Here is an 18,781-nt window from a genome sequence, read left to right on the forward strand (position 1 = left end):
TGTTACACCTGCTTACTCGGCCGCGCCCCACAGGTCGTGCGCGTCAGCGGAAGTAATCGTCACGTCGACAAACTGGCCCACGGCCAGCTTGCGATGCGGTTCGAATGGCGGCTTGACGTAGACGACGCCGTCGATTTCCGGCGCGTCGGCGGACGAGCGGCCCACGCCGCCGGAGCGGGTGACTTCATCGATCAGTACGCGCACGGTCTTGCCGACCTTGGCTTGCAGGCGTTTTTTCGAGATTTCTTCCTGCAGCAGCATCACGCGGCCGCGGCGCTCTTCGCGCAGCTCTTCCGGCACGGGGTTGGCGATGGCGTTGGCCGTCGCGCCTTCGACAGGCGAATAGGCGAAGCAGCCGAGGCGGTCGATCTGCGCTTCCTTGAGGAAGTCGAGCAGGTACTCGAATTCCGCTTCCGTTTCGCCTGGGAAACCGGCGATAAAGGTCGAGCGGATGGTCAGGTCCGGGTTTATGGCGCGCCAGGCCTGGATGCGGTCGAGGTTTTTCTCGCCGCTGGCCGGACGCTTCATGCGTTTGAGCACGTCAGGATGCGCATGCTGCATCGGAATGTCGAGGTAAGGCAAGATGTGGCCGCCGCTCATCATCGGGATGATCTGGTCCACGTGCGGGTATGGATACACGTAGTGCAAGCGCACCCAGGCGCCGTAGGACTTGGCCAGTTCGCCCAGCGCTTCCGTCAGCTGCGTCATGTGGGTTTTCACGGGACGGCCATTCCAGAAGCCGGAGCGGAATTTCACGTCCACGCCATACGCCGAGGTATCTTGCGAAATGACCAGCAATTCCTTGACGCCGGCCTTGAACAGGTTTTCCGCTTCGATCATCAGTTCGCCGATCGGGCGCGAGACGAGGTCGCCGCGCATGGACGGGATGATGCAGAAGCTGCAGCGGTGGTTGCAGCCTTCGGAAATTTTCAGGTAGGCATAGTGCTTCGGCGTCAGCTTGACGCCTTGCGGCGGCACCAGGTCGAGGAACGGCGCATGCGGTTTCGGCAGGTGGAAGTGGACGGAATCCATCACTTCGGCCAGCGCGTGCGGGCCCGTGACGGACAGCACTTTCGGGTGCACCTTCATGATGATGTCGTCGCCGGCAGCATCTTTCTTGGCGCCCAGACAACCGGTGACGATGACTTTGCCGTTTTCGGCCAGCGCTTCGCCGATGGCGTCGAGCGACTCTTGCACGGCAGCATCGATAAAACCGCAGGTATTGACGATCACCAGATCGGCGCCAGCGTAGGATTTCGCCGTTTCGTAGCCTTCGGCGCGCAGTTGGGTCAGGATTTGTTCGGAGTCGACTAGCGCTTTCGGGCAGCCGAGCGAGACAAAGCCCACTTTCGGCGCCGCACCTGGCATGGCCAGCATGGCCTCGGGCCGGGCGGAAGGAACGGGAATACGGTGAATTTCAGACATAGTTGGCAGCTAGTAAAATGGTGAGGCGAATCGGCTATTGTACCCCGAGCCGCCCTTAGCTGTCAGTGGCGGTCTGGTTTTGCTGCGGGATATGCAACGGTGGGAGCCACGGGCGACCTGCCCTGAGCATATTCTTTCACGCATTCCATATCTGGCTGCAGCCCATACTTGACTAATATACTTGTTATTTCATACACAGTCTCGCTATAATAAGATTTTATTGCACTGTGGAAATAAAATGTTCATCAAAAATTTCGTTGCCAACGTTTTTGCAGGAGCCGTCTCTGCGCTGATGCTCGGTGGCTGTGTCACAACGCATGTGCAGCGCCCTCTCAGCGTCGGCGTGCCCTCCGAAGGTACAGCCGTTACTGTCAGCATTACTGCCAACACTGATGCGGTGAACGGATTGGGCCAGATCACCTTGGGCCGCCTGAGTAGCGGAGACGCAGTATCCAGCCTGGTCCTGCAGCAATATATCCTGAACCAGGTTGCCAAGGATATGGCGCGCGACACGACTCTTTTCATGGGGACCCTGCCACCGGGGAAATACTACTTCAGTCAACTGGCCGACGCCGGCAAATCAAACCGCTACATCAAAATGGGCAGCGGCCTGGGCTTATTTACTGTGGAGGAAGGCAAGCCGGTCGATCTGGGCCGCCTGATCGTCACTCCTCTTTATGGCGAGCGTGTACTGGTCGGCCGCAGCGTGCGGGTGCGAGACAACCGCACCCTGCTCGAACGCTATTCTCCCGAGCACCTGAAGCTGTTTGCACCCGAAAAGACAGTCAGCTGGTCCGGATCGCGCAGTGATACGGATCGCGCTGAGGAAGTCGCCATGGCCCGCCCCACCGGCGCCGAATGCGTGACGGAGCTACCAGACGGCAGCGTGGCGGCCGCAACCCGCATGGGCACAGTGCTGTGGCGCAGCCCTGAGGGAACATGGAAACAACTGGCCAGCGACAAAATAGAGACGCTGAACTGCGTGCAGCCGGTGCAAATGCCGGATGCAGACTTGCTGGCCTTCGGCGAGTTCGGCACCCTGCTGCGCCATTCGCCGGGACAGAACAAGCTTGAACCGATTGACACTGGCAACCTTCCCTATGGCAATCTGGTCGGACTGGCTGGCAATATGGACGCTGGCTGGTATGTCGCCGTCCAGCGTAACAATGAAGTCACGATTTATCATTCCGCCCGTCTCGAGCGCGGCGAGTGGAATCAGGTACGCAGTGAGAAGCTGGGGAAGTGGCTCCTGAACCAGGACACCTGGTTCTGGCTGCGCGATATCGGCACAGGCTTTGCCTACACGTCGACGAAAGGAACGCTGCACCTCTACGACTACGCCAGTGGCCATTGGTCAGAGCGGGCAATGCCCGATCGCCGTGTGGATGCGATGCGCATCAGCGGCAGCGGCATGTGGAGCCTCATAACACAAGGTTACGGGCCATTTGCGATCACCTCCAGAGATGCTTTCGTTTCAGTGAATCAAGGTCAAACCTGGCAAGAGGTCACCGCTAGCCACATTCCGCTGGTTCAGCGTACCGATGGCACCCTGCTGCGTTTTGAAAGCAGTCTGATGAGCGATACGACCTTACATGCCAGTAGCGACATGGGCAAAACGTGGACACTGGTGGATGCCAAACCGAAATCACGCGAGTTGACCCCGCTTAAATCGGGTGCGATTCTGGGAAAAATAATGCGCTGGAGCGTGCCGGCGCAATTTGAAATATCGAACGACGGCGGTAAAAGCTGGACTGCCGAAAGCATGAAGTGAAAGTTCTGACCGTCAGTCGACAATGCCATGCCCACCCGATGTGAACGATGACTACCAGGCGGCATCCGTGCCGTCTGCCTGGATCGACTTGCAGAGCAAGAGCCGGATGGCGGACGCGCCTGAATATGTGGTGGAAGGCACGTCGATTGAAACCCTGATTGAGCAGATCTTTGGCAATCAGGAAGTCAGCTATATCCACGTCCACAATGCCAGACGCGTTTGCTACGCTGTCCGGGTTGACCGGGCATAGGTAGCAATGGATTGCATGTGCGATTCTCAGGCTCCAGCATCGCTTATCATCAAATGCAGGCTATGAGCTTGCTCAGTCCGGTTCCAAAGCACGGCAGGAAGCAGCACCTGGGAATTCAATACGTAGCTTGGGCCAGGTACCTTGCCAATTCTTGCCACGCACGCGGCCTGCGTAGACCGATTGCTTCGCTGTCAGAAATCGCTCTGTCGGCCGGACCACCAGATCGAAAAGATCATGCAGGCCGAAAGGAGCCGCTATATCGATGTCTGCAAGGTCATTGAGTCGCACACCCACGGCAGTGGCGGTTTCCGGCCAGTATCTCATGGCATCGGAAGCGGTCAGGTAAGGCAGGTCCGCATTGCGTTCATGCATACGCGCCTGATTCTTTACCGACCAGCCCAGCGTGCCGTCCCGTGCTCTTAAACTCGACTCAAGCATGGCGTCATGCGCCTGTGTCGCCTTGCTTGGGTCGTACCAGATGACGTCGATATCGTGAGGCAGAGGCGAAGGCGAACGTTGGTGCAAATGATCCCAGACACAGCATCGCACAAATCCCGCAGCAACCCAGCAATCGGGCAGATCAAGTTCCCTGACAAGACGAAGGACATGCATACGCTCATTATCGGCTGCAATCATTGCCTGCAATTGCTCAAGCAGCGCCATATATACTCCTCGTGGACCTGCAGTTGCATATCAAACGAACGCTGCGATGTCATCCTTGCCGGACAGCGTCTGCCCATCAAGGAAAAATGGTTGCACCATGCTCCGATCAAAACCCGGCACACCGAGGCGATATGGCGCCTGAATGCACAACGGCACAGGAACTCCTGTGCCGTTGTGCGACGTAAAAACCGGATCAGCTTATTTTTTGTCCGTCGGCGGTACCGGCGGAACAAACGGGAACGTGCCGAACAGATTCTTGCTCTGGCTCTGCATCTGCTCCTGCATCTGCACGAACAGGCTCTTGCTCTGGTCGATGTAGTTGTTCATCATGCCTTGCATCATCGGGCCCTGGACGTTCATGAACTGGGTCCACATTTCAGGGCTGAATGGCTTGCCTTCGAAACTGCCAGCCGACGTGCCCGTGAATTTATGCTGGATATCGGTGAACGCTTGCACGTTCTTTTCCAGGTAGGATCCCATCATGCCCTGCATGGCGTGGCCATAGTAGCGGATGATCTGCGACAACACGCTGCTCGAGAACATGGGCGCGCCATTCGCTTCCTCTTCCAAAATGATTTGCAGCAAGATGCTGCGCGTCAAATCTTCATTGGATTTGGCATCGACGACGGAAAACACCTCATTGTCCAACACCAGCTGCTTGACGTCCGTCAAGGTGATGTAGGAACTGGTTTGCGTGTCATACAGACGGCGGTTGGGATATTTTTTAATCAGGCGGTCTATACTTTTTTTTGCACTACTCATCACAAGTTCCACTTATTGCGCCGCAGCGCATACTGAGTTAATCCGAAAAAAAAGCGAACGTGGGTCCGCTTTCGCACCTGCCTACTTTTTCCATTATAGAGTGGAAAACGGCTCCATTGCACATCAGGGTAGTAGATTCCCGCATTTATTGCAACGCAACTAAAAGTAGATTCCTGACAAGACCGGAGATTACGCCGGCCCTGTCAGGCAAAACGCTTTGTGACTTAATCCACCCTGACTTTAACATACCGCCCCGGCGCCGCTTCGATTGCCGCGTGGCGCTTGTTGCCAGGCTTGCCTGGCGCCTTCACCTGCGCGCCGCCGTGTTCGGCCAGGAAGGCCGCCCATTCGGGCCACCAGCTGCCCACGTGCTCAGTCGCGCCCTCCATCCATTGCTCGGCGCTCAAGGGCTTGGCTTTCGCCGTGCGCGCGCCTTTACCTGCGTCATTGCTCCAGTAGCTGCGCTTTTTCTTCGAGGCTGGATTGATCACGCCGGCGATGTGGCCCGAGGCACCGAGGATAAAACGGTTGGCTTTCGGCTTTTTCGGGTTCAGCAAGGCCGTGCTGGCATAGGCTGCTCCCCAGGGCACGATATGGTCTTCGCGCGAACCGTAGATGAAAGCGGGCGCGTCGATGCTGCCCAGGTCGACCTGCTCACCGGCCACCGTCAGCTTGCCCGGCACTTTCAGGCTGTTTTCCAGGTAAGTGTTGCGCAGATACCAGCAGAACATGGGGCCTGGCAAGCCTGTGCCGTCGCCATTCCAGTACAGCAAGTCGAACGCGGGCGGCTCCTTGCCCTTCAGGTAGTTCGACTGCACGTAGTTCCACACGAGGTCGTTTGGCCGCAGGCTGGAGAAAGTGCTGCCCAGGTCGCGCCCCGTCATCAGCCCCCCCTTGGCCAGGCTCTGCTCGCGCAGCGCCACTTGCGGCTCGTCAATAAAGACGTCGAGCGCGCCCGCGTCGCAAAAATCGAGGAAGGTGGTCAACAGGGTCAGGCTGGCGGCCGGATTCTCGCCCCGCGCCTTGAGCACGGCCAGCGCCGTCGAGACGATGGTGCCGCCCACGCAAAAGCCGAACATGTTCAGCTTGTCCTGGCCGGAAATCTCCTGCGTCACCTGGATGGCCTCGATCACGCCTTGCTCCACGTAGTCGTCCCACGTCAGGTGCTGCATGCTCAGGTCCGGATTGCGCCAGGACATGAGGAATACGGTATTGCCCTGCTCCACCGCATAGCGCACGAGCGAGTTTTCCGGCTGCAAGTCAAGGATATAGAATTTATTGATGCATGGCGGCACCATCAGCAGGGGACGCTGGTGTACCGTGGCCGTCGTCGGCGTGTACTGGATCAGTTGGAACAGCGCGTTCTCGAACACCACCGTGCCTGGCGTGGTAGCCACGTTGCGCCCCACTTCGAAGGCCGCTTCGTCGGATTGCGAGATGCGGCCCTTGCCCATGTCGACCAGCATGTTGCTCAAGCCCTTGGCCAGGCTTTCGCCCTTGGTCTCGATCAGGGTTTGCTGGGCGTCGGGATTGGTGGCGAGAAAGTTGGCGGGCGACATGGCGTCGACGATTTGCTGTACGGCAAACGCAATCTTTTGCTTCTGGTGCGGCGTCGCTTCCACGGCATCGGCCATGGCGCTGAGGAACTCCGCGTTCAGCAGGTAAGCTGCCGCATTGAAGGCCGACAGGGGGCTGGCGTGCCAGGCTGGCGCGGCAAAGCGGCGGTCTTTCAGCTCCGGCACCTTGCCGGCCATGAAATCGGCCCACAAGCCCGTCAGCTTGGCCACGTAGGCATTCTTGAGTTGCTCGATCGCTTCCGGCTTGATGCTGGCGCCCGCATCCTGCAAAATGCCGGCAATCGGATTGCCCTGGGGCTGCGGTACCATGTTGAACCACGTCTTCCACTGCTCAGGATTGCTGATCTGCGCCATCCATTCCTTGGTCATCATTTGAGGATCGGGCATATTCATAAAATGTAAGTCCATTCAAGAATTAAAACGTAGTCAAAAAATAAGTAATTACTTCCGGGCCACCTGCATGCAAACTCTTACTGACTGCCAATACCAATGATGCTCATGACCGCTGTTGCCTGGATCTATGTCGTCGGCCTCATGGCGCTGACGGAACCATCCATCGTCGCCGGGGTGATGACCTTCGTGCTGTACTGCGTCATCCCGCTGTCCATCCTATTCTATCTGACGGGCTCGCGGCGACGCAAACGCAAGGCTGAGCTAAAAGCGCGCGCTCTTGCCTCAGCAGACGATAAAACAAAAACGGCAGACACATAAGTGTCTGCCGTGCAAATTATTTGCGCCAGATCAAGCTGGCCTGTCTTCCCGTGACACCATCGCGCCGGTACGAGTAAAACTGCGCTGCGTCGCTGACGGTGCAATATTCCCCGCCTGCCACTTGCGCCACGCCGTCGCGCAGCAGCATGGTGCGCGCCAGCGCATAGATGTCGGCCAGGTACTTGCCCGGCTTGCCATCGATGGCGACGAAGGAAGCGCTGAGCACTTGCCGCTCGGCATCGTCGCGCGCGCCGTCGCGGAACGCTTGCAGCACGTCCTGCCCCACTTCGAATTGCTGCGGACCGATGGCCGGTCCCAGCCAGGCAAGGATGTCCGTCGCGCCCTGGGCACGCATGCTGGCCACCGTGCGCTGCAAGACGCCGTTGGCCAGGCCGCGCCAGCCCGCATGGGCCGCGCCGACGACCAGCCCATCCGTCGAACAGAACAGCACAGGCAGGCAATCGGCCGTCATCACCACGCACACAGCGCCAGGCTGCATTGCCACGCTGGCATCGGCGTCGGGCACGCAGCCGTCCAGCTTGCCGGCATCGGCCACCGTCACGCCATGCACCTGCGACAGCCAGGCAGGCTCGGATGGCAAGGCGCCCGCCAGCCGCGCGCGGTTGGCGGCCACCTGCGCGGCCGCGTCGCCCACGTGCGTGCCGAGATTCAAGCCACCGCCGCCCTGCCCGTCACCATATGGCCCCTGGCTGACGCCGCCCGCGCGCACGGTCGCCAGCGCACCCACGTTCGCGGGCAGGCCGGGCCAATGGGGTATCAGGCAAGGCAACGGTGAGGTCATCAGACCTGTTCCGGCTCGGGAATGCCGGCCGTGGCGATCAGTTGCGCGAAATCGTCGGCCAGCGGCACGATCCACTCGCACGCTTCCAGGGTACCCGGATGCACGAGGCCCAGGCGGCGCGCCTGCAGCGCCTGGCGCGAAAAGACGGACACCAGGTGCTGCTTGCCGTACACGGAATCGCCGACCAGCGCGAAGCCCAGATGCTGCATGTGCACGCGGATCTGGTGCGTGCGGCCTGTTTCCAGACGGCATTGCATCAGGCTCACGGGACGGCGGTCGAGTTCGCCGCTGCCGATCAATTCATAGTGCGTGATCGCAGGCTTGGCCGTAAAGTTTTCCGAGACGGCCATCTTGACGCGGTCGCGCGGGTGGCGCGCGATGGACGCATCGATGGTGCCCGCCATTTTCGGCGTGCCCCACACGAGCGCGAAATATTCGCGCTTGACGGTGCGCGCCTGCAACTGGCGCACCAGGTCCGTTTGCGAGGCGAGGGTCTTGCCGACGACCATCAGGCCGCTCGTATCCTTGTCCAGGCGGTGCACGATGCCGGCGCGCGGCACGCCGGCCAGCTGCGGACAGTGGTGCAGCAAGCCGTTGAGCAAGGTGCCCGACCAGTTGCCGGGGCCCGGATGCACGACCAGTCCGGCCGGTTTGTTGATCACGATGATATGCTCATCTTCGTGCACGATGTTCAATTCCATCGCTTCCGGCTTAAAAGCCTCGTCTTCCGGCGCGCTTTGCGGCAGAATGACGATCTTCTCGTCGCCATAGGCGGTCATGTTGCGTTTGGCAACTTTTCCATCGACGGTCACGAAACCGGCTTCCAGCCACAATTGCAGGCGGCTGCGCGAGTATTGCGGCACCAGCTGGGCGATGACTTTATCGAGGCGGTGGCCGCAGGCGTCCGGCGTCAGTTCCAATGTAATCGGGGCCATTTCCTCGAAGACGTCGTCGGCGGTAAAATCGCCGTCAAACGCCTCTTCGGCAGCATGGTCAGAAAGGGAGTCAAACGCGGGGTCAGCCAAATTAGGCTTCGGAGTTAATATCACAGCATTCCCATCGGCTATAATCAGCCTATTGTAAAATCTTGGTTAAAACCTTCTTGCAAAACGTCATGCAAAAAAAATTATCGTTGGTAGTCGCTTCAGTCGTTCTGCTCGGCATGTCCGCTTGCAGCTTGTTGCCTGAAAAAGTGGATGAGACCAAAAACTGGTCCGTTACGAAATTATACTCGGAGGCGCGTGAAGAAATGGCCGGGCAGCACTATGAAGCTGCAATCGGCCTGTTCCAGAAGCTGGAGGCTAACTATCCTTTCGGCAACTATGCTCTGCAAGCGCAGATGGAGATCGCTTACGCGTATTATAAGTCGGGAGACCAGGCGCAGGCACTGGCTGCCGTCGAACGCTTCATCAAGTTGCATCCGAACCACGCCAATGTAGACTATATGTACTACTTGCGTGGCCTGATCAGCTTTAATGACCAGATCAGTTTCCTGAACTTCCTGTACGAGCAAGATCCGACCGAGCGCGATCCGAAAGCCACGCGCGAAGCGTTTGCGGCCTTCAAGCAACTTGTCGACAAGTTCCCAAATAGCAAATATGCGCCCGATTCGCTGGCCCGCATGAACTATTTGATCGATGCCATGGCGAAATACGAAGTGCACGTGGCGCGCTATTACTTCCGCCGCGGCGCCTACCTGGCCGCCGCCAACCGCGCGCAAACGACGGTCAGCGACTTCCGTGCCTCGCCGGCCATCGAAGAAGCGCTGTTCATCATGTACCGCTCGTATGACAAGCTGGGCTTGACCGACTTGCGCGACGATGCCTTGCGCGTGCTGACCAAGAACTACCCGAACACGGCCTTCCTCAGTCCGGAAGGGGTGAACAAGGAACGCAAGTGGTGGAAATTCTGGCAGTAAGCTGCAATAAAAAACCGGGCTAGCCCGGTTTTTTTACTTATTCGCCAACCTTGCGCCGGAACACCCAGCTCGTATCGTTCGACGCTTCCGGCACGAAACCGTAGCCATCGACGTCGAACTGTTTCAGCTGCTGCGGATCGCGGATATGGTTGACCGCCGCGTAGCGGGCCAGCATGCCGCGCGCGCGCTTGGCGTAGAACGAGATGATTTTATACTTGCCGTTCTTCCAGTCCTCGAACACGGGCGCGATGACGGGCACGTCCAGCTGGCGCGGCTTGACGGATTTAAAATATTCTTCGGAAGCAAGATTGACCAGCACCTTGGCGCCCTGCTCCTGTGCTGTACGGTTCAGGCCGTTGGTGATGGTGTCGCCCCAGAACGCATACAAATCCTTGCCGCGCGTGGTCGACAGGCGCGTGCCCATTTCCAGGCGGTGCGGGTGGATCAGGTCCAGCGGGCGCAGCAAGCCGTACAGGCCCGACAGGATGCGCACGCGCGACTGGGCATAGTCGAGCTGGGCCGGCTGCAGGCTGCGCGCCTCGAACCCGGCATACACGTCGCCATTGAACGCCATGATGGCCTGGCGCGCGTCGTCCAGCTGCGGCGTCCAGGACGCGTAGCGGGCCACGTTGAGGGCCGACAAGGCGTCGGAAATACCCATCAGGCTGCCCACTTCGGCCGGTGAAAACTGGCGCATGCGCTCGATGAGCTGGGCAGAATGGTCGAGAAAATCGGGGGTGCTGTGCAACGAGGTTGTTGGCGGCGTCTCCAGGTCGAGACTCTTGGCGGGCGAAAGCACGATCAACATAAATTATCACTACAGAATAGAATTGCCGACATGATACCTGCTCCACAAAAACTCGTCCTCGACACCAACGTCTGCCTCGACCTGTTCGTCTTCAACGACCCACGCTGGGCGGGCCTGCTGGCGGCCATGGAAAGCGGCGCCGTGCACGCCATCACGCGCGAAGATTGCCGCGCGGAGTATCTGGTCGTCTTGCACTACAAGCATCTGCCGCTCGATGAAGCCAGCCGTCTGGTCGCCGCCGCCCGCTTCGACGCGCACATCAGCGTCGTGGCGCCGCCCGTGTCCGGCGTGCGCCTGCCCGTCTGCACGGACAAGGATGACCAGAAATTCCTCGAACTGGCGCGCGACGCCAACGCCGACATCCTCATCACCAAGGACAAGGCCCTGCTGAAACTGGCCCGCAAGACGGCCAAGGCCGGCATGTTCAAGATCATGGTGCCGGAAGGCTGGACATTGCCAGGCTGAGCCGCCAAAGCCCCACACGCAACGGGGCGCGCTGCGCTAGAATGGGACACGATTCCACTTTCCGCACCGCGCCCCTACCGTTCATGAACAGCCCGTCCCTGCCCTGCACGACTCCCACCCTGTCCACCCGCTTGCCTCTCGTCGGCACCACCGTGTTTACCCGCATGTCCAGCCTGGCGGCCCAGCATGGCGCCGTCAACCTGGGCCAGGGCTTTCCCGATTTCGATTGCGACCCGGCGCTGGTCGATCTGGTCAGCGACGCCATGCGCGCCGGCCACAACCAGTATCCGATGATGACGGGCGCCGCGCCCTTGCGCGAGGCCATCGCCGCCAAGATCGCCAGCCTGTACGGCCACAACTATGATGCAGGCACGGAAATCACCGTCACGGCCGGCGCCACGCAGGCGCTCACCACGGCGATCTTGTGCTGCGTGCATCCGGGCGACGAAGTCATCGTCATCGAACCGGCCTACGACAGCTATCTGCCCGCCATCGCCCTGGCCGGCGGCGTGCCCGTGCTGGTAGCCATGCAAGTGAGTGAACAGGGCTACAGCGTGCCGTGGGACAAGCTGGCCGCCGCCGTCAGCCCCAGGACACGCCTGATCATCATCAACACGCCGCACAATCCGACGGGCACGATCTTGCGCCCGGCCGACGTGGCTGCGCTGGCCGACATCGTGCGCGGCACGCAAATCCTCATCCTCTCCGACGAGGTCTACGAGCACATGGTCTACGACGGCGTGCCGCACGCGTCGCTTTCGCGCAATCCGGAACTGGCGGCGCGCAGCTTCATCGTTTCCAGCTTCGGCAAGACATATCACGTGACGGGCTGGAAAGTCGGCTATGTGGCGGCCCCGGCTGCCCTGACGGCGGAATTTCGCAAGGTGCACCAGTACAATGTATTTAGCGTCAACACGCCGATGCAGCACGGCCTGGCCGGCTACATGGCGAACCCGCAGCCCTGCCTGGACTTGCCCGCGTTTTACCAGCGCAAGCGCGACCTGTTCCGCGATGGCCTGGCGGGCAGCCGCTTCAGCCTGCTGCCGGCCGACGGCACGTATTTCCAGTGCGTGCGCTACGATGCCATTTCGCAAGAGACCGAAGCGCAGTTCGCCGAATGGCTGACGACGGAAATCAAGGTGGCCGCCATTCCCGTGTCCGCGTTTTACGCGCAGGGCAAGGAGTCAAGCATCGTGCGCTTCTGCTTTGCCAAGCAAGACGAAACCTTGCGCCTGGCGCTGGAGCGCCTGCGCAGCATATAACCGAGCACGGCGCCGCTTCGGCGCAGCAAAGGATGACAGCATGGTACAGCGTCGCATCGGCCCGGCCGACCTGGTTCCCGGAGAACCCCTGCCCTGGGATTTGTTTCTGGCTGATCATAGTGCCGGCCCGCAACTGCGCAAGGGGCAGATCATCACGGATGGCGCACAGCTGGGGCGGCTGATGCAGCTGGGCCTGTACGTGGGCGCGCCCGAGCAGCCGTCCGTCCTGCGCATGCTGAACCAGGCGGCGCGGCGCCTGGAACGGCTGCTGCTGGCCTTGCGCAGCGAAAACAATGCCGAGCGCGACGTGCGCGACATCGCCCGCGAACTACTGCGCGCGCTCGAACACAATGCCGACATCGCCCTGGCCAGCATCCTGCTCAACCAGATCGCCGGCAGCTATGCCGTGCGCCACTGCATCGAAACAGCCTTGCTGGCCATGCTGGTGGGCCGCAGCATGCACAAGTCCCACGATGAATTGCTGCTGATCGGCGCCGCCACGCTGACGATGAACGTGGGCATGCTGCGCCACCACGACAGCTTCCAGGACCGGCGCGGCCCCCTGAATGACGACGAAATGCGCATCGTGCGCCAGCATCCGCAGGAAAGCGCGGAATTGCTGCGCTGCGCCGGCGTCGACGACGAGGAATGGCTGAGCTGCGTGCTCTTGCACCATGAAAACGACGATGGCAGCGGCTACCCGCAAGGGCGCACGGCCGATGAAATCCTGCAAAACGCCAAGCTGATCGGCCTGGCCGACCGCTATTGCGCCCGCGTTTCCGCGCGCAACTACCGCCGCTCCATCGTGCCTGACCAGGCGCTGCAACATATCTTCCTCGACCAGGGCGTGCCCATCGACCCTCTGCTGGGCGAACAGTTCGTCAATCTGCTGGGCAAATATCCGCCTGGCACCCTCGTGCGCCTGCGCAGCGGCGAACTGGGGGTGGTGACGCAACGGGGCGCCAGCCACGTGCATCCGCTCAGCGACTCGCTGGGCGCACCGCTGGCCGCCGCCGAACTGGCGCAGATGCTGCCGCGCGACACGGCAGACAGCCAGTTCGCCATCGTCTCGTCGCTGCATGAAGACGATGCTGGCGTGCATTTCAGCATGCGCAATGTGTGGGGCGATGAGGCGCGCCTGTAGCGCTGATGGACCGCCGGTGAAGGCGTGGCCGGCCGTGATGGCAAGTTCATGGCCACCACCTCGCGCAAGGGGGGGGCGAGACAGCCCCTGTTATCTCAGTAGATTGCTATTCGTCACTATCTCTCGTATTTTTATTTCAAAATAGTAATGAAGACTACTCTCTTCGCTATACTGATTTTCCAGCACAACCACATCGACGGCTTTTTCCGGAAAATACATTTTAATTGAGGCAAACCCCAGCCCCTTTCCGGAGTGGCCTATGTATTTAACTGGCGTCTTGTCGCTCACGTACACACCATAGCCATAGCCATGTTTTTCATCGCCGAAGGCGACATGCTGGCTGGATATATCATAGCTCGTCATCAGCTTGTAGGTTTCCGGCCTTAAAATCTTCCCCTGATGAAGTTTTTCATCCCAGATATTCAAATCTATTGCGTTTGAAACGATTCCTCCTGCCGGAATGAAGTCAACCCAGCCTGTCCTCTGAGCGGGATGCTCCCTCAACGTGAAAACATTATTGGAATTGACATATCCCTTGATGACATTATTGTCTTTATTTTCCTCATAGCAAAAGCTGTTGTGCATTCCCAGTTCCTGGAACAAATCATTTGCAGCCACGATAAATTTTTTGCCGCTGACTTTTTCAAAAATCCTGCCCAGCATTGAGTAGGTTGTCACACCATATAAAAAGTCCGTCCCGGGCTTGAAGCTGAGCGGCTCGTCAATTTCGGTTATTCCTGCCGAAAAGTTGAGCAGCTGATGCACGGTCACTGTATCGGCCCAAGCCTGCGGCAAATCGGGCAAGTATCGCCTGACGGGACTGTGCAAATCGATCTTGCCTTTTTCAACTTCCCTCAAAATCAATACAGCAGTGATCTGCTTGCTGTTCGACATGATCCTGAAATTATCGTCCAGCTTCAAGGGTATTTTATTTTCAACATCCGCATAGCCATAGGCTTTTGAATACTTCGTTTTCCCATGTTGCGTGATAAGAATGACGCCATTGAAACTTCTTGGACTTGTTTCCTGTACCAGGCTGTCGATCTTGGCGGCGTAATCGTCTATCTTTTCCACGGATGAATTATCACCAGCCCAGGCATGCGCGAACGTGGAAACCATCCATAAAATAGAGAGCGCACATATCTTTAGCGATGAAACCATTTTTCCGCCAGCATCAGAAGTTTTCATGGGAGATATTATTGGTTGGTTTATTTGCAAGGAAGCGCTGGGCAATGCAGATTCGGGCGTTTCCACGTGGATGCAAGCCGCAAATTGGCGTCAGCAAGCAGCCAATACCGCTGCGCGATTTTTCCTCATGCGCATTCCTGTGAATTGGCATGTTGACCGCCTCGCATGTATAGCCTATCAGTGAATGAGAACCCGGGCCAGCGAAAGCGTACTGAGATCACCTGAGTCACCGTCGCCTGCGCGATCGCGCCGTCCGCGAATGCCTTGAGCGACGCCAGCAGCCTGCCAATGACAACGACGGCGTCCCGGCCATTGACGGCCGGCTTCATCGACGCATCAAACTCCGGCAGCGCGTCCGATATCCGCGCCGAGCTTTTTCACAAAGCGTTCCATGCTTTCCTCGCCCAGGTCGACCGCCTTGGCCCCGCCACCGGCAACGAAGGTCACGTCGCTGATACCCATCACGCCAAGCACAAGGCGCAAATATTGGCTGGCGATGTCGCGATTCCGGATCGGCGAACCCTCCGTATAGACGCCGCCCGATGCGATCAAGACGGTTGCCTTCTTGCCAGTCACCAGGCCGCGTCCATCGAAGCCCAGCGTCAATCCCTTGCGCACCACATGGTCGATCCATGCCTTGAGGACCGCCGGAACATTATAGTTATAGACCGGTGTTGCAATGACAATGTGATCGGCGGCGAGCAATTCCGCAACCAGTTCGTTCGACAGCTGTAACTCGTCCGCCATCGCGGGGGTATGCTGTTCCGCCGGGGTGAAGTAGGCTTGCAGCCAGGCGGCGTTGACAAACTGCAGCCCGGCATCCATGAGGTCGCGTTCGATCACCTCGCCACCCGGATGCGCGGCACGCCAGTCCTGCACGAAACGGCGCGTCATGTTGCGCGATATGGAGTGTGCGCCACGAGGGCTGGTCTCGATTACCAATAGCTTAGTCATACAATCATCCTTGAAAATAGCACTGCGGGGAAACGCCTGAAGCGAGCTTGTCGATCAGGCTGTTGATGTGCCTACAATATATCGCCGCGAATTTATTCCCGATAGAGATTAAAATATGATGAGATCCATCGATAATTATGATGGAATGCCTCATGGAGAAGCTATTTTGATTGGAAGTCTGACGCTTGATCAGTTGCGCGTCCTGGTAACGATCGCCGACACGGGAAGCTTTTCTGCCGCCGGTCGACGACTTGGCCGTGTGCAATCGGCCATCAGCCAGGCCATAGCAACGCTCGAGGATGTGCAAGGCATATTGCTGTTTGACCGCAGTGGGCACCGTCCGAGCCTGACCGAGACTGGCAGGGTTCTGGTGGAGCAGGCGCGACTGGTCCTGGCCAGCGCTGCCCGCTTCGAGGGAGTGGCCATGGGTGCGCGCTCGGGTCTGGAACCGGAACTGGTCATTGCGATCGATCCCCTGGTACCGACGGCGCCATTGATCGAAAGCCTGTCCGCGCTGAGCCGGGAGTTTCCCAATCTGCCCGTCAGCTTTTCGACGGAAGGTCTGGGCGGTTCATTGCGACGCCTGCGAAGCGACCCTGCCGCCATCGGCATCTGCCTGCTGCTCCCTTCCATTCCGGACGACATTGCCGCCTATCCGCTGCTGCGCGTGGGCATGCAGGCTGTGGTGGCGTCGGGGCATCCACTTGCTTCCCTGGGACGTCCGGCGACGCAGACCGATCTGGAGCCGTATGTCCAACTCGTGCTGTCGGACCCCGTCAATCCGGGCAGCGAAAACTTTGGGCTGGCAAGTGGGAAACTTTGGCGCTTCGTGGATCTGGGACGGCGAATGGACTTCCTGCTCGGCGGTTTCGGATGGTGCCGCATGCCCGACCATCTCGTGTCCCGATTGATTGCCGGCGGGAGCCTGGTGGCGCTGCAAATCGAGCACGATCCGACGCCCCGCGAGGGGTTGACGATTTATGCGGCGCATCAGCGCAGCCGCACGCCCGGACCTGCCGGGCGATGGTTGCTGGACGACCTCACACGGCGTCTGTCGTGAGGCGCTCGTTCGACGACCGCTCCTGGCCGCTGGCACCGTCAGTTTGACGACTTCAGGTACGCCCGCAATCCATGCGTCAGCACAAAGGGAAACACGCTCGCGTGATCTTCATCCTCGAAGACGCGCAAACGGGTTTTCAAGCCGGGGAACTTGCGCGATTTCAACTTCCCGTCAAACTCGCGCACGTCGGCCAGCATGTCGGCCTCTTTCTCCAAACGCGAACGCTTCTTGCCCGCCGCCAGCTTTTCCAGGCCGCCGATGCCGAAGAACACGGAGGCCGGCAAGTCCTTGTGGCTGGCCGCATAGGCCTGCTCGCGGTCGAACATGACGCCGGCGTCGTACCACAGCGACGGGCTGCCGAGGATGTAATGCTCGAAGGTGCGCGGTTCCGTCAGCAAAAATTGCAGACCCAGCAGGCTGCCGTACGAATGGCCGATGAACACCTTGCGCTGCATGTTCACGCGATACTGTTGCGAAATAAAGGGAAACACCTCGCCCGAGATGAACTGGCCATACGCCTTCGCTTCGCCGAACGCCGGTTGCCGCCCCGGCATGTCCGAGCGGTAGTCATGCTTGCGCGGCGTGGTGGGCGTGTAGTCGCGGCGGCGGCTGTACACCCCGCCGTCGCCATTCGCGTACGACAAGCCGACCACGATGACCTCTTCCATCCCCGCATGCTTGTTCAGGCGCTGCGCGATATTGCGCACGACGGGAAACGCATAATTGGCGTCGGTGACGAATAGCACCGGATAGCGCTTATTGCCCTGCCGATAGGAATCGGGCAAGGCGACATACAGCTGATAGTCGCGCTTCAAGGCTTGTGCGCGGATGTCGCGCACTTCCGTGTTCTCAAGAACGTAGCTGGCAGGGGCGCTGGCGGGGGCGGCCGGTGCGCTGCCTGCCAGGCAGCAAAGGACGATGAGCAGATTGAGAGGCTTCAAGCTGATTTCTTTCATTAAGGTAAAAGTTACTTCGCCGCAGACGCCGTCAGCTGCACCAGCTTGCGCTCGACAAACGCCTGCAGCTGGGGCGACAGGGTTTGCAAGCCCTTGGCCCGCTCGAATGCCTGGCGCGCCTGGGCCGGGTGGTTGTCCGCTTGCAAGGCGATGCCGAGACCCATCCACCAGACGCTGTTGTCGGGTGCCGCCTGCAGGGCCAGCTGGTAGTGTTCGGCCGCTTCGCGGTAGCGCTGCTCGCGCTGCAGCACGCCGGCCAGGAAGGCGTGGTACTCGCCGCTGTCGCTGGCGTACGGCAAGCTGCGCATGAGGGTATCGAGGGCCGCCACGCCGCCGTTGGGTTTATCCAGCTGCAAACGGGCCAGCATCATGGCTTGCGCCGGCTGTTTCGGGTCCAGCGCCAGGCTCAGCTGCAACTGGCGGACTGCCTCGTCGGGACGCTGCGCTTCGAGCAGCAGGCGCACCAGCGTTTCGCGCGCGCCCTGGTGGCGCGGGTCCAGCTGCAGGGTCTGCTGCAAGGCCAGCATGGCGTCGGAGACGCGACCATCCTGCAACTGGGCCAGCGCGCGCCGGTATTCATTCTCCACGCGCTGCTGCGCAGTGACTTGCTTGCCGTCAAGGATGCGCTCGCTGGCCGCCGGTGCTGGCGTCTTCACCACGGGCGCGCCAGCAGGCTGGGCGGGTTTTTCCGTGATGCGGCGCTGCGCCTTGCTCGGCGCGGGGACGGCCTCCTCGGCCAGGAACACGGGCTCGGGTTCCGCCACCACGACGGGTACGGGCGCGGGGGCAACGGCGGCAGGCGCCGGGGCCGATACGGGCGCCAAAACAGGCGTGCTGGCCACGCTGACCAGCACGGGCGGCACGGCCGGGCGCTTCAGGTAGACCCAGCCCAGGGCGATGGCGGCGGCCGTCAGGCCGGCCGCGCCGCCAAAGACCAGCGCGCGCGACACGCCCCGCTCGCGTTCGGGGACGGAGCGGATGCCGGCCGCGTCGCCGCGTCCATCGGGGGTGCCGCGCGCATCGAGGTCTTGCAACATCTTGTTAATCAGGCTCATCTACAGGCTC

20 protein-coding genes are annotated in these 18,781 nt (G+C 60.0%); 9 read left to right on the forward strand and 11 right to left on the reverse strand.

Annotated features, from left to right (window positions below; all coding sequences use genetic code 11):
- Positions 1-12: 12 nt before the first annotated feature.
- The gene (gene rimO / locus AC54AF_RS05950; protein WP_170846336.1) at positions 13-1,368 is read right to left on the reverse strand and encodes a 30S ribosomal protein S12 methylthiotransferase RimO; all 1,356 of its coding nucleotides are present in this window, start codon (positions 1,366-1,368) and stop codon (positions 13-15) included.
- Positions 1,369-1,663: 295 nt separating this feature from the next.
- On the opposite strand from rimO, the gene AC54AF_RS05955 reads away from it, so the two are divergent.
- On the forward strand, positions 1,664-3,196 hold the full coding sequence (locus AC54AF_RS05955; RefSeq protein WP_496635783.1) for a beta propeller repeat protein: 1,533 nt from the start codon (positions 1,664-1,666) through the stop codon (positions 3,194-3,196).
- A 40-nt stretch (positions 3,197-3,236) separates the two neighbouring features.
- A complete protein-coding gene (locus AC54AF_RS05960; RefSeq protein WP_496635784.1) occupies positions 3,237-3,446 on the forward strand; it encodes a DUF1203 domain-containing protein in 210 nt (69 codons plus the stop codon).
- Between the two features lie 72 nt (positions 3,447-3,518).
- Here the strand turns inward: AC54AF_RS05960 and AC54AF_RS05965 are convergent, their stop codons facing one another.
- The 3 genes from AC54AF_RS05965 to phaC form a co-directional block, all read right to left on the reverse strand.
- Positions 3,519-4,109, reverse strand: coding sequence for a nucleotidyltransferase family protein (locus AC54AF_RS05965; RefSeq protein WP_176384465.1), 591 nt, complete (start codon positions 4,107-4,109; stop codon positions 3,519-3,521).
- 198 nt (positions 4,110-4,307) lie between these two features.
- Positions 4,308-4,871 (reverse strand): polyhydroxyalkanoate synthesis repressor PhaR, encoded by a 564-nt coding sequence (gene phaR, locus AC54AF_RS05970; protein ID WP_131689498.1) that lies wholly within the window; start codon positions 4,869-4,871, stop codon positions 4,308-4,310.
- Positions 4,872-5,095: 224 nt separating this feature from the next.
- Positions 5,096-6,820 (reverse strand): class I poly(R)-hydroxyalkanoic acid synthase, encoded by a 1,725-nt coding sequence (gene phaC / locus AC54AF_RS05975; RefSeq protein WP_496635785.1) that lies wholly within the window; start codon positions 6,818-6,820, stop codon positions 5,096-5,098.
- 126 nt (positions 6,821-6,946) lie between these two features.
- Here phaC and AC54AF_RS05980 point away from each other — a divergent pair, with 126 nt between their 5' ends.
- Positions 6,947-7,159 (forward strand): hypothetical protein, encoded by a 213-nt coding sequence (locus tag AC54AF_RS05980; protein ID WP_327062285.1) that lies wholly within the window; start codon positions 6,947-6,949, stop codon positions 7,157-7,159.
- A 16-nt stretch (positions 7,160-7,175) separates the two neighbouring features.
- Here AC54AF_RS05980 and pgeF read toward each other — a convergent pair whose 3' ends face one another.
- Complete coding sequence (gene pgeF / locus AC54AF_RS05985) at positions 7,176-7,961, reverse strand: peptidoglycan editing factor PgeF (protein WP_496635786.1); 786 nt, start codon at positions 7,959-7,961, stop codon at positions 7,176-7,178.
- Positions 7,961-8,986: an RluA family pseudouridine synthase gene (locus AC54AF_RS05990; protein ID WP_131689496.1), complete on the reverse strand. Its 1,026-nt coding sequence runs from the start codon at positions 8,984-8,986 to the stop codon at positions 7,961-7,963. The genes pgeF and AC54AF_RS05990 overlap by 1 nt, the downstream gene beginning before the upstream one ends.
- An 89-nt stretch (positions 8,987-9,075) precedes the next feature.
- Here AC54AF_RS05990 and AC54AF_RS05995 point away from each other — a divergent pair, with 89 nt between their 5' ends.
- Positions 9,076-9,879, forward strand: coding sequence for an outer membrane protein assembly factor BamD (locus AC54AF_RS05995; RefSeq protein WP_034781139.1), 804 nt, complete (start codon positions 9,076-9,078; stop codon positions 9,877-9,879).
- A gap of 37 nt (positions 9,880-9,916) precedes the next feature.
- On the opposite strand, the gene yaaA is transcribed toward AC54AF_RS05995, so the two are convergent.
- The gene (gene yaaA, locus AC54AF_RS06000; protein WP_496635787.1) at positions 9,917-10,687 is read right to left on the reverse strand and encodes a peroxide stress protein YaaA; all 771 of its coding nucleotides are present in this window, start codon (positions 10,685-10,687) and stop codon (positions 9,917-9,919) included.
- 30 nt (positions 10,688-10,717) lie between these two features.
- Here yaaA and AC54AF_RS06005 point away from each other — a divergent pair, with 30 nt between their 5' ends.
- From AC54AF_RS06005 to AC54AF_RS06015, 3 genes are all read left to right on the forward strand, one after another.
- Entirely contained in the window at positions 10,718-11,152 is a 435-nt protein-coding gene (locus AC54AF_RS06005; protein WP_131689493.1) for a putative toxin-antitoxin system toxin component, PIN family, read from the forward strand.
- An 83-nt stretch (positions 11,153-11,235) separates the two neighbouring features.
- On the forward strand, positions 11,236-12,414 hold the full coding sequence (locus tag AC54AF_RS06010; protein ID WP_496635919.1) for a pyridoxal phosphate-dependent aminotransferase: 1,179 nt from the start codon (positions 11,236-11,238) through the stop codon (positions 12,412-12,414).
- A gap of 40 nt (positions 12,415-12,454) precedes the next feature.
- A complete protein-coding gene (locus AC54AF_RS06015) occupies positions 12,455-13,558 on the forward strand; it encodes an HD-GYP domain-containing protein (protein WP_496635788.1) in 1,104 nt (367 codons plus the stop codon).
- 90 nt (positions 13,559-13,648) lie between these two features.
- Here AC54AF_RS06015 and AC54AF_RS06020 read toward each other — a convergent pair whose 3' ends face one another.
- Positions 13,649-14,746 carry a serine hydrolase domain-containing protein gene (locus AC54AF_RS06020; protein ID WP_496635789.1) on the reverse strand — a complete coding sequence of 366 codons (1,098 nt, stop codon included), beginning with the start codon at positions 14,744-14,746 and terminating at the stop codon, positions 13,649-13,651.
- Here AC54AF_RS06020 and AC54AF_RS06025 point away from each other — a divergent pair.
- A complete protein-coding gene (locus tag AC54AF_RS06025; RefSeq protein ID WP_496635790.1) occupies positions 14,745-14,930 on the forward strand; it encodes a hypothetical protein in 186 nt (61 codons plus the stop codon). The two genes, AC54AF_RS06020 and AC54AF_RS06025, sit on opposite strands and share 2 nt — an antisense overlap.
- A 152-nt stretch (positions 14,931-15,082) precedes the next feature.
- Here the strand turns inward: AC54AF_RS06025 and AC54AF_RS06030 are convergent, their stop codons facing one another.
- Complete coding sequence (locus AC54AF_RS06030) at positions 15,083-15,700, reverse strand: FMN-dependent NADH-azoreductase (protein ID WP_496635791.1); 618 nt, start codon at positions 15,698-15,700, stop codon at positions 15,083-15,085.
- Positions 15,701-15,815: 115 nt separating this feature from the next.
- On the opposite strand from AC54AF_RS06030, the gene AC54AF_RS06035 reads away from it, so the two are divergent.
- On the forward strand, positions 15,816-16,760 hold the full coding sequence (locus AC54AF_RS06035; protein ID WP_496635792.1) for a LysR family transcriptional regulator: 945 nt from the start codon (positions 15,816-15,818) through the stop codon (positions 16,758-16,760).
- A gap of 38 nt (positions 16,761-16,798) precedes the next feature.
- Here AC54AF_RS06035 and AC54AF_RS06040 read toward each other — a convergent pair whose 3' ends face one another.
- Together AC54AF_RS06040 and AC54AF_RS06045 are read right to left on the reverse strand one after the other, a co-directional pair.
- The gene (locus AC54AF_RS06040) at positions 16,799-17,701 is read right to left on the reverse strand and encodes an alpha/beta hydrolase (protein ID WP_496635793.1); all 903 of its coding nucleotides are present in this window, start codon (positions 17,699-17,701) and stop codon (positions 16,799-16,801) included.
- Between the two features lie 26 nt (positions 17,702-17,727).
- On the reverse strand, positions 17,728-18,771 hold the full coding sequence (locus tag AC54AF_RS06045; RefSeq protein ID WP_496635794.1) for a tetratricopeptide repeat protein: 1,044 nt from the start codon (positions 18,769-18,771) through the stop codon (positions 17,728-17,730).
- Between the last annotated feature and the right edge of the window lie 10 nt (positions 18,772-18,781).

Source organism: Janthinobacterium sp. JF4, from assembly GCF_059617925.1.

Coding starts and splice junctions, on each gene's coding strand:
- rimO (WP_170846336.1), bottom strand. CDS start 1,368: ATGCCAGGTGCGGCGCCGAAAGTGGGCTTTGTCTCGCTCGGCTGCCCG.
- AC54AF_RS05955 (WP_496635783.1), top strand. CDS start 1,664: ATGTTCATCAAAAATTTCGTTGCCAACGTTTTTGCAGGAGCCGTCTCT.
- AC54AF_RS05965 (WP_176384465.1), bottom strand. CDS start 4,109: ATGGCGCTGCTTGAGCAATTGCAGGCAATGATTGCAGCCGATAATGAG.
- phaR (WP_131689498.1), bottom strand. CDS start 4,871: ATGAGTAGTGCAAAAAAAAGTATAGACCGCCTGATTAAAAAATATCCC.
- phaC (WP_496635785.1), bottom strand. CDS start 6,820: ATGATGACCAAGGAATGGATGGCGCAGATCAGCAATCCTGAGCAGTGG.
- AC54AF_RS05980 (WP_327062285.1), top strand. CDS start 6,947: ATGACCGCTGTTGCCTGGATCTATGTCGTCGGCCTCATGGCGCTGACG.
- pgeF (WP_496635786.1), bottom strand. CDS start 7,961: ATGACCTCACCGTTGCCTTGCCTGATACCCCATTGGCCCGGCCTGCCC.
- AC54AF_RS05995 (WP_034781139.1), top strand. CDS start 9,076: ATGCAAAAAAAATTATCGTTGGTAGTCGCTTCAGTCGTTCTGCTCGGC.
- yaaA (WP_496635787.1), bottom strand. CDS start 10,687: ATGTTGATCGTGCTTTCGCCCGCCAAGAGTCTCGACCTGGAGACGCCG.
- AC54AF_RS06005 (WP_131689493.1), top strand. CDS start 10,718: ATGATACCTGCTCCACAAAAACTCGTCCTCGACACCAACGTCTGCCTC.
- AC54AF_RS06010 (WP_496635919.1), top strand. CDS start 11,236: ATGAACAGCCCGTCCCTGCCCTGCACGACTCCCACCCTGTCCACCCGC.
- AC54AF_RS06015 (WP_496635788.1), top strand. CDS start 12,455: ATGGTACAGCGTCGCATCGGCCCGGCCGACCTGGTTCCCGGAGAACCC.
- AC54AF_RS06025 (WP_496635790.1), top strand. CDS start 14,745: ATGGGAGATATTATTGGTTGGTTTATTTGCAAGGAAGCGCTGGGCAAT.
- AC54AF_RS06020 (WP_496635789.1), bottom strand. CDS start 14,746: ATGAAAACTTCTGATGCTGGCGGAAAAATGGTTTCATCGCTAAAGATA.
- AC54AF_RS06030 (WP_496635791.1), bottom strand. CDS start 15,700: ATGACTAAGCTATTGGTAATCGAGACCAGCCCTCGTGGCGCACACTCC.
- AC54AF_RS06035 (WP_496635792.1), top strand. CDS start 15,816: ATGATGAGATCCATCGATAATTATGATGGAATGCCTCATGGAGAAGCT.
- AC54AF_RS06045 (WP_496635794.1), bottom strand. CDS start 18,771: ATGAGCCTGATTAACAAGATGTTGCAAGACCTCGATGCGCGCGGCACC.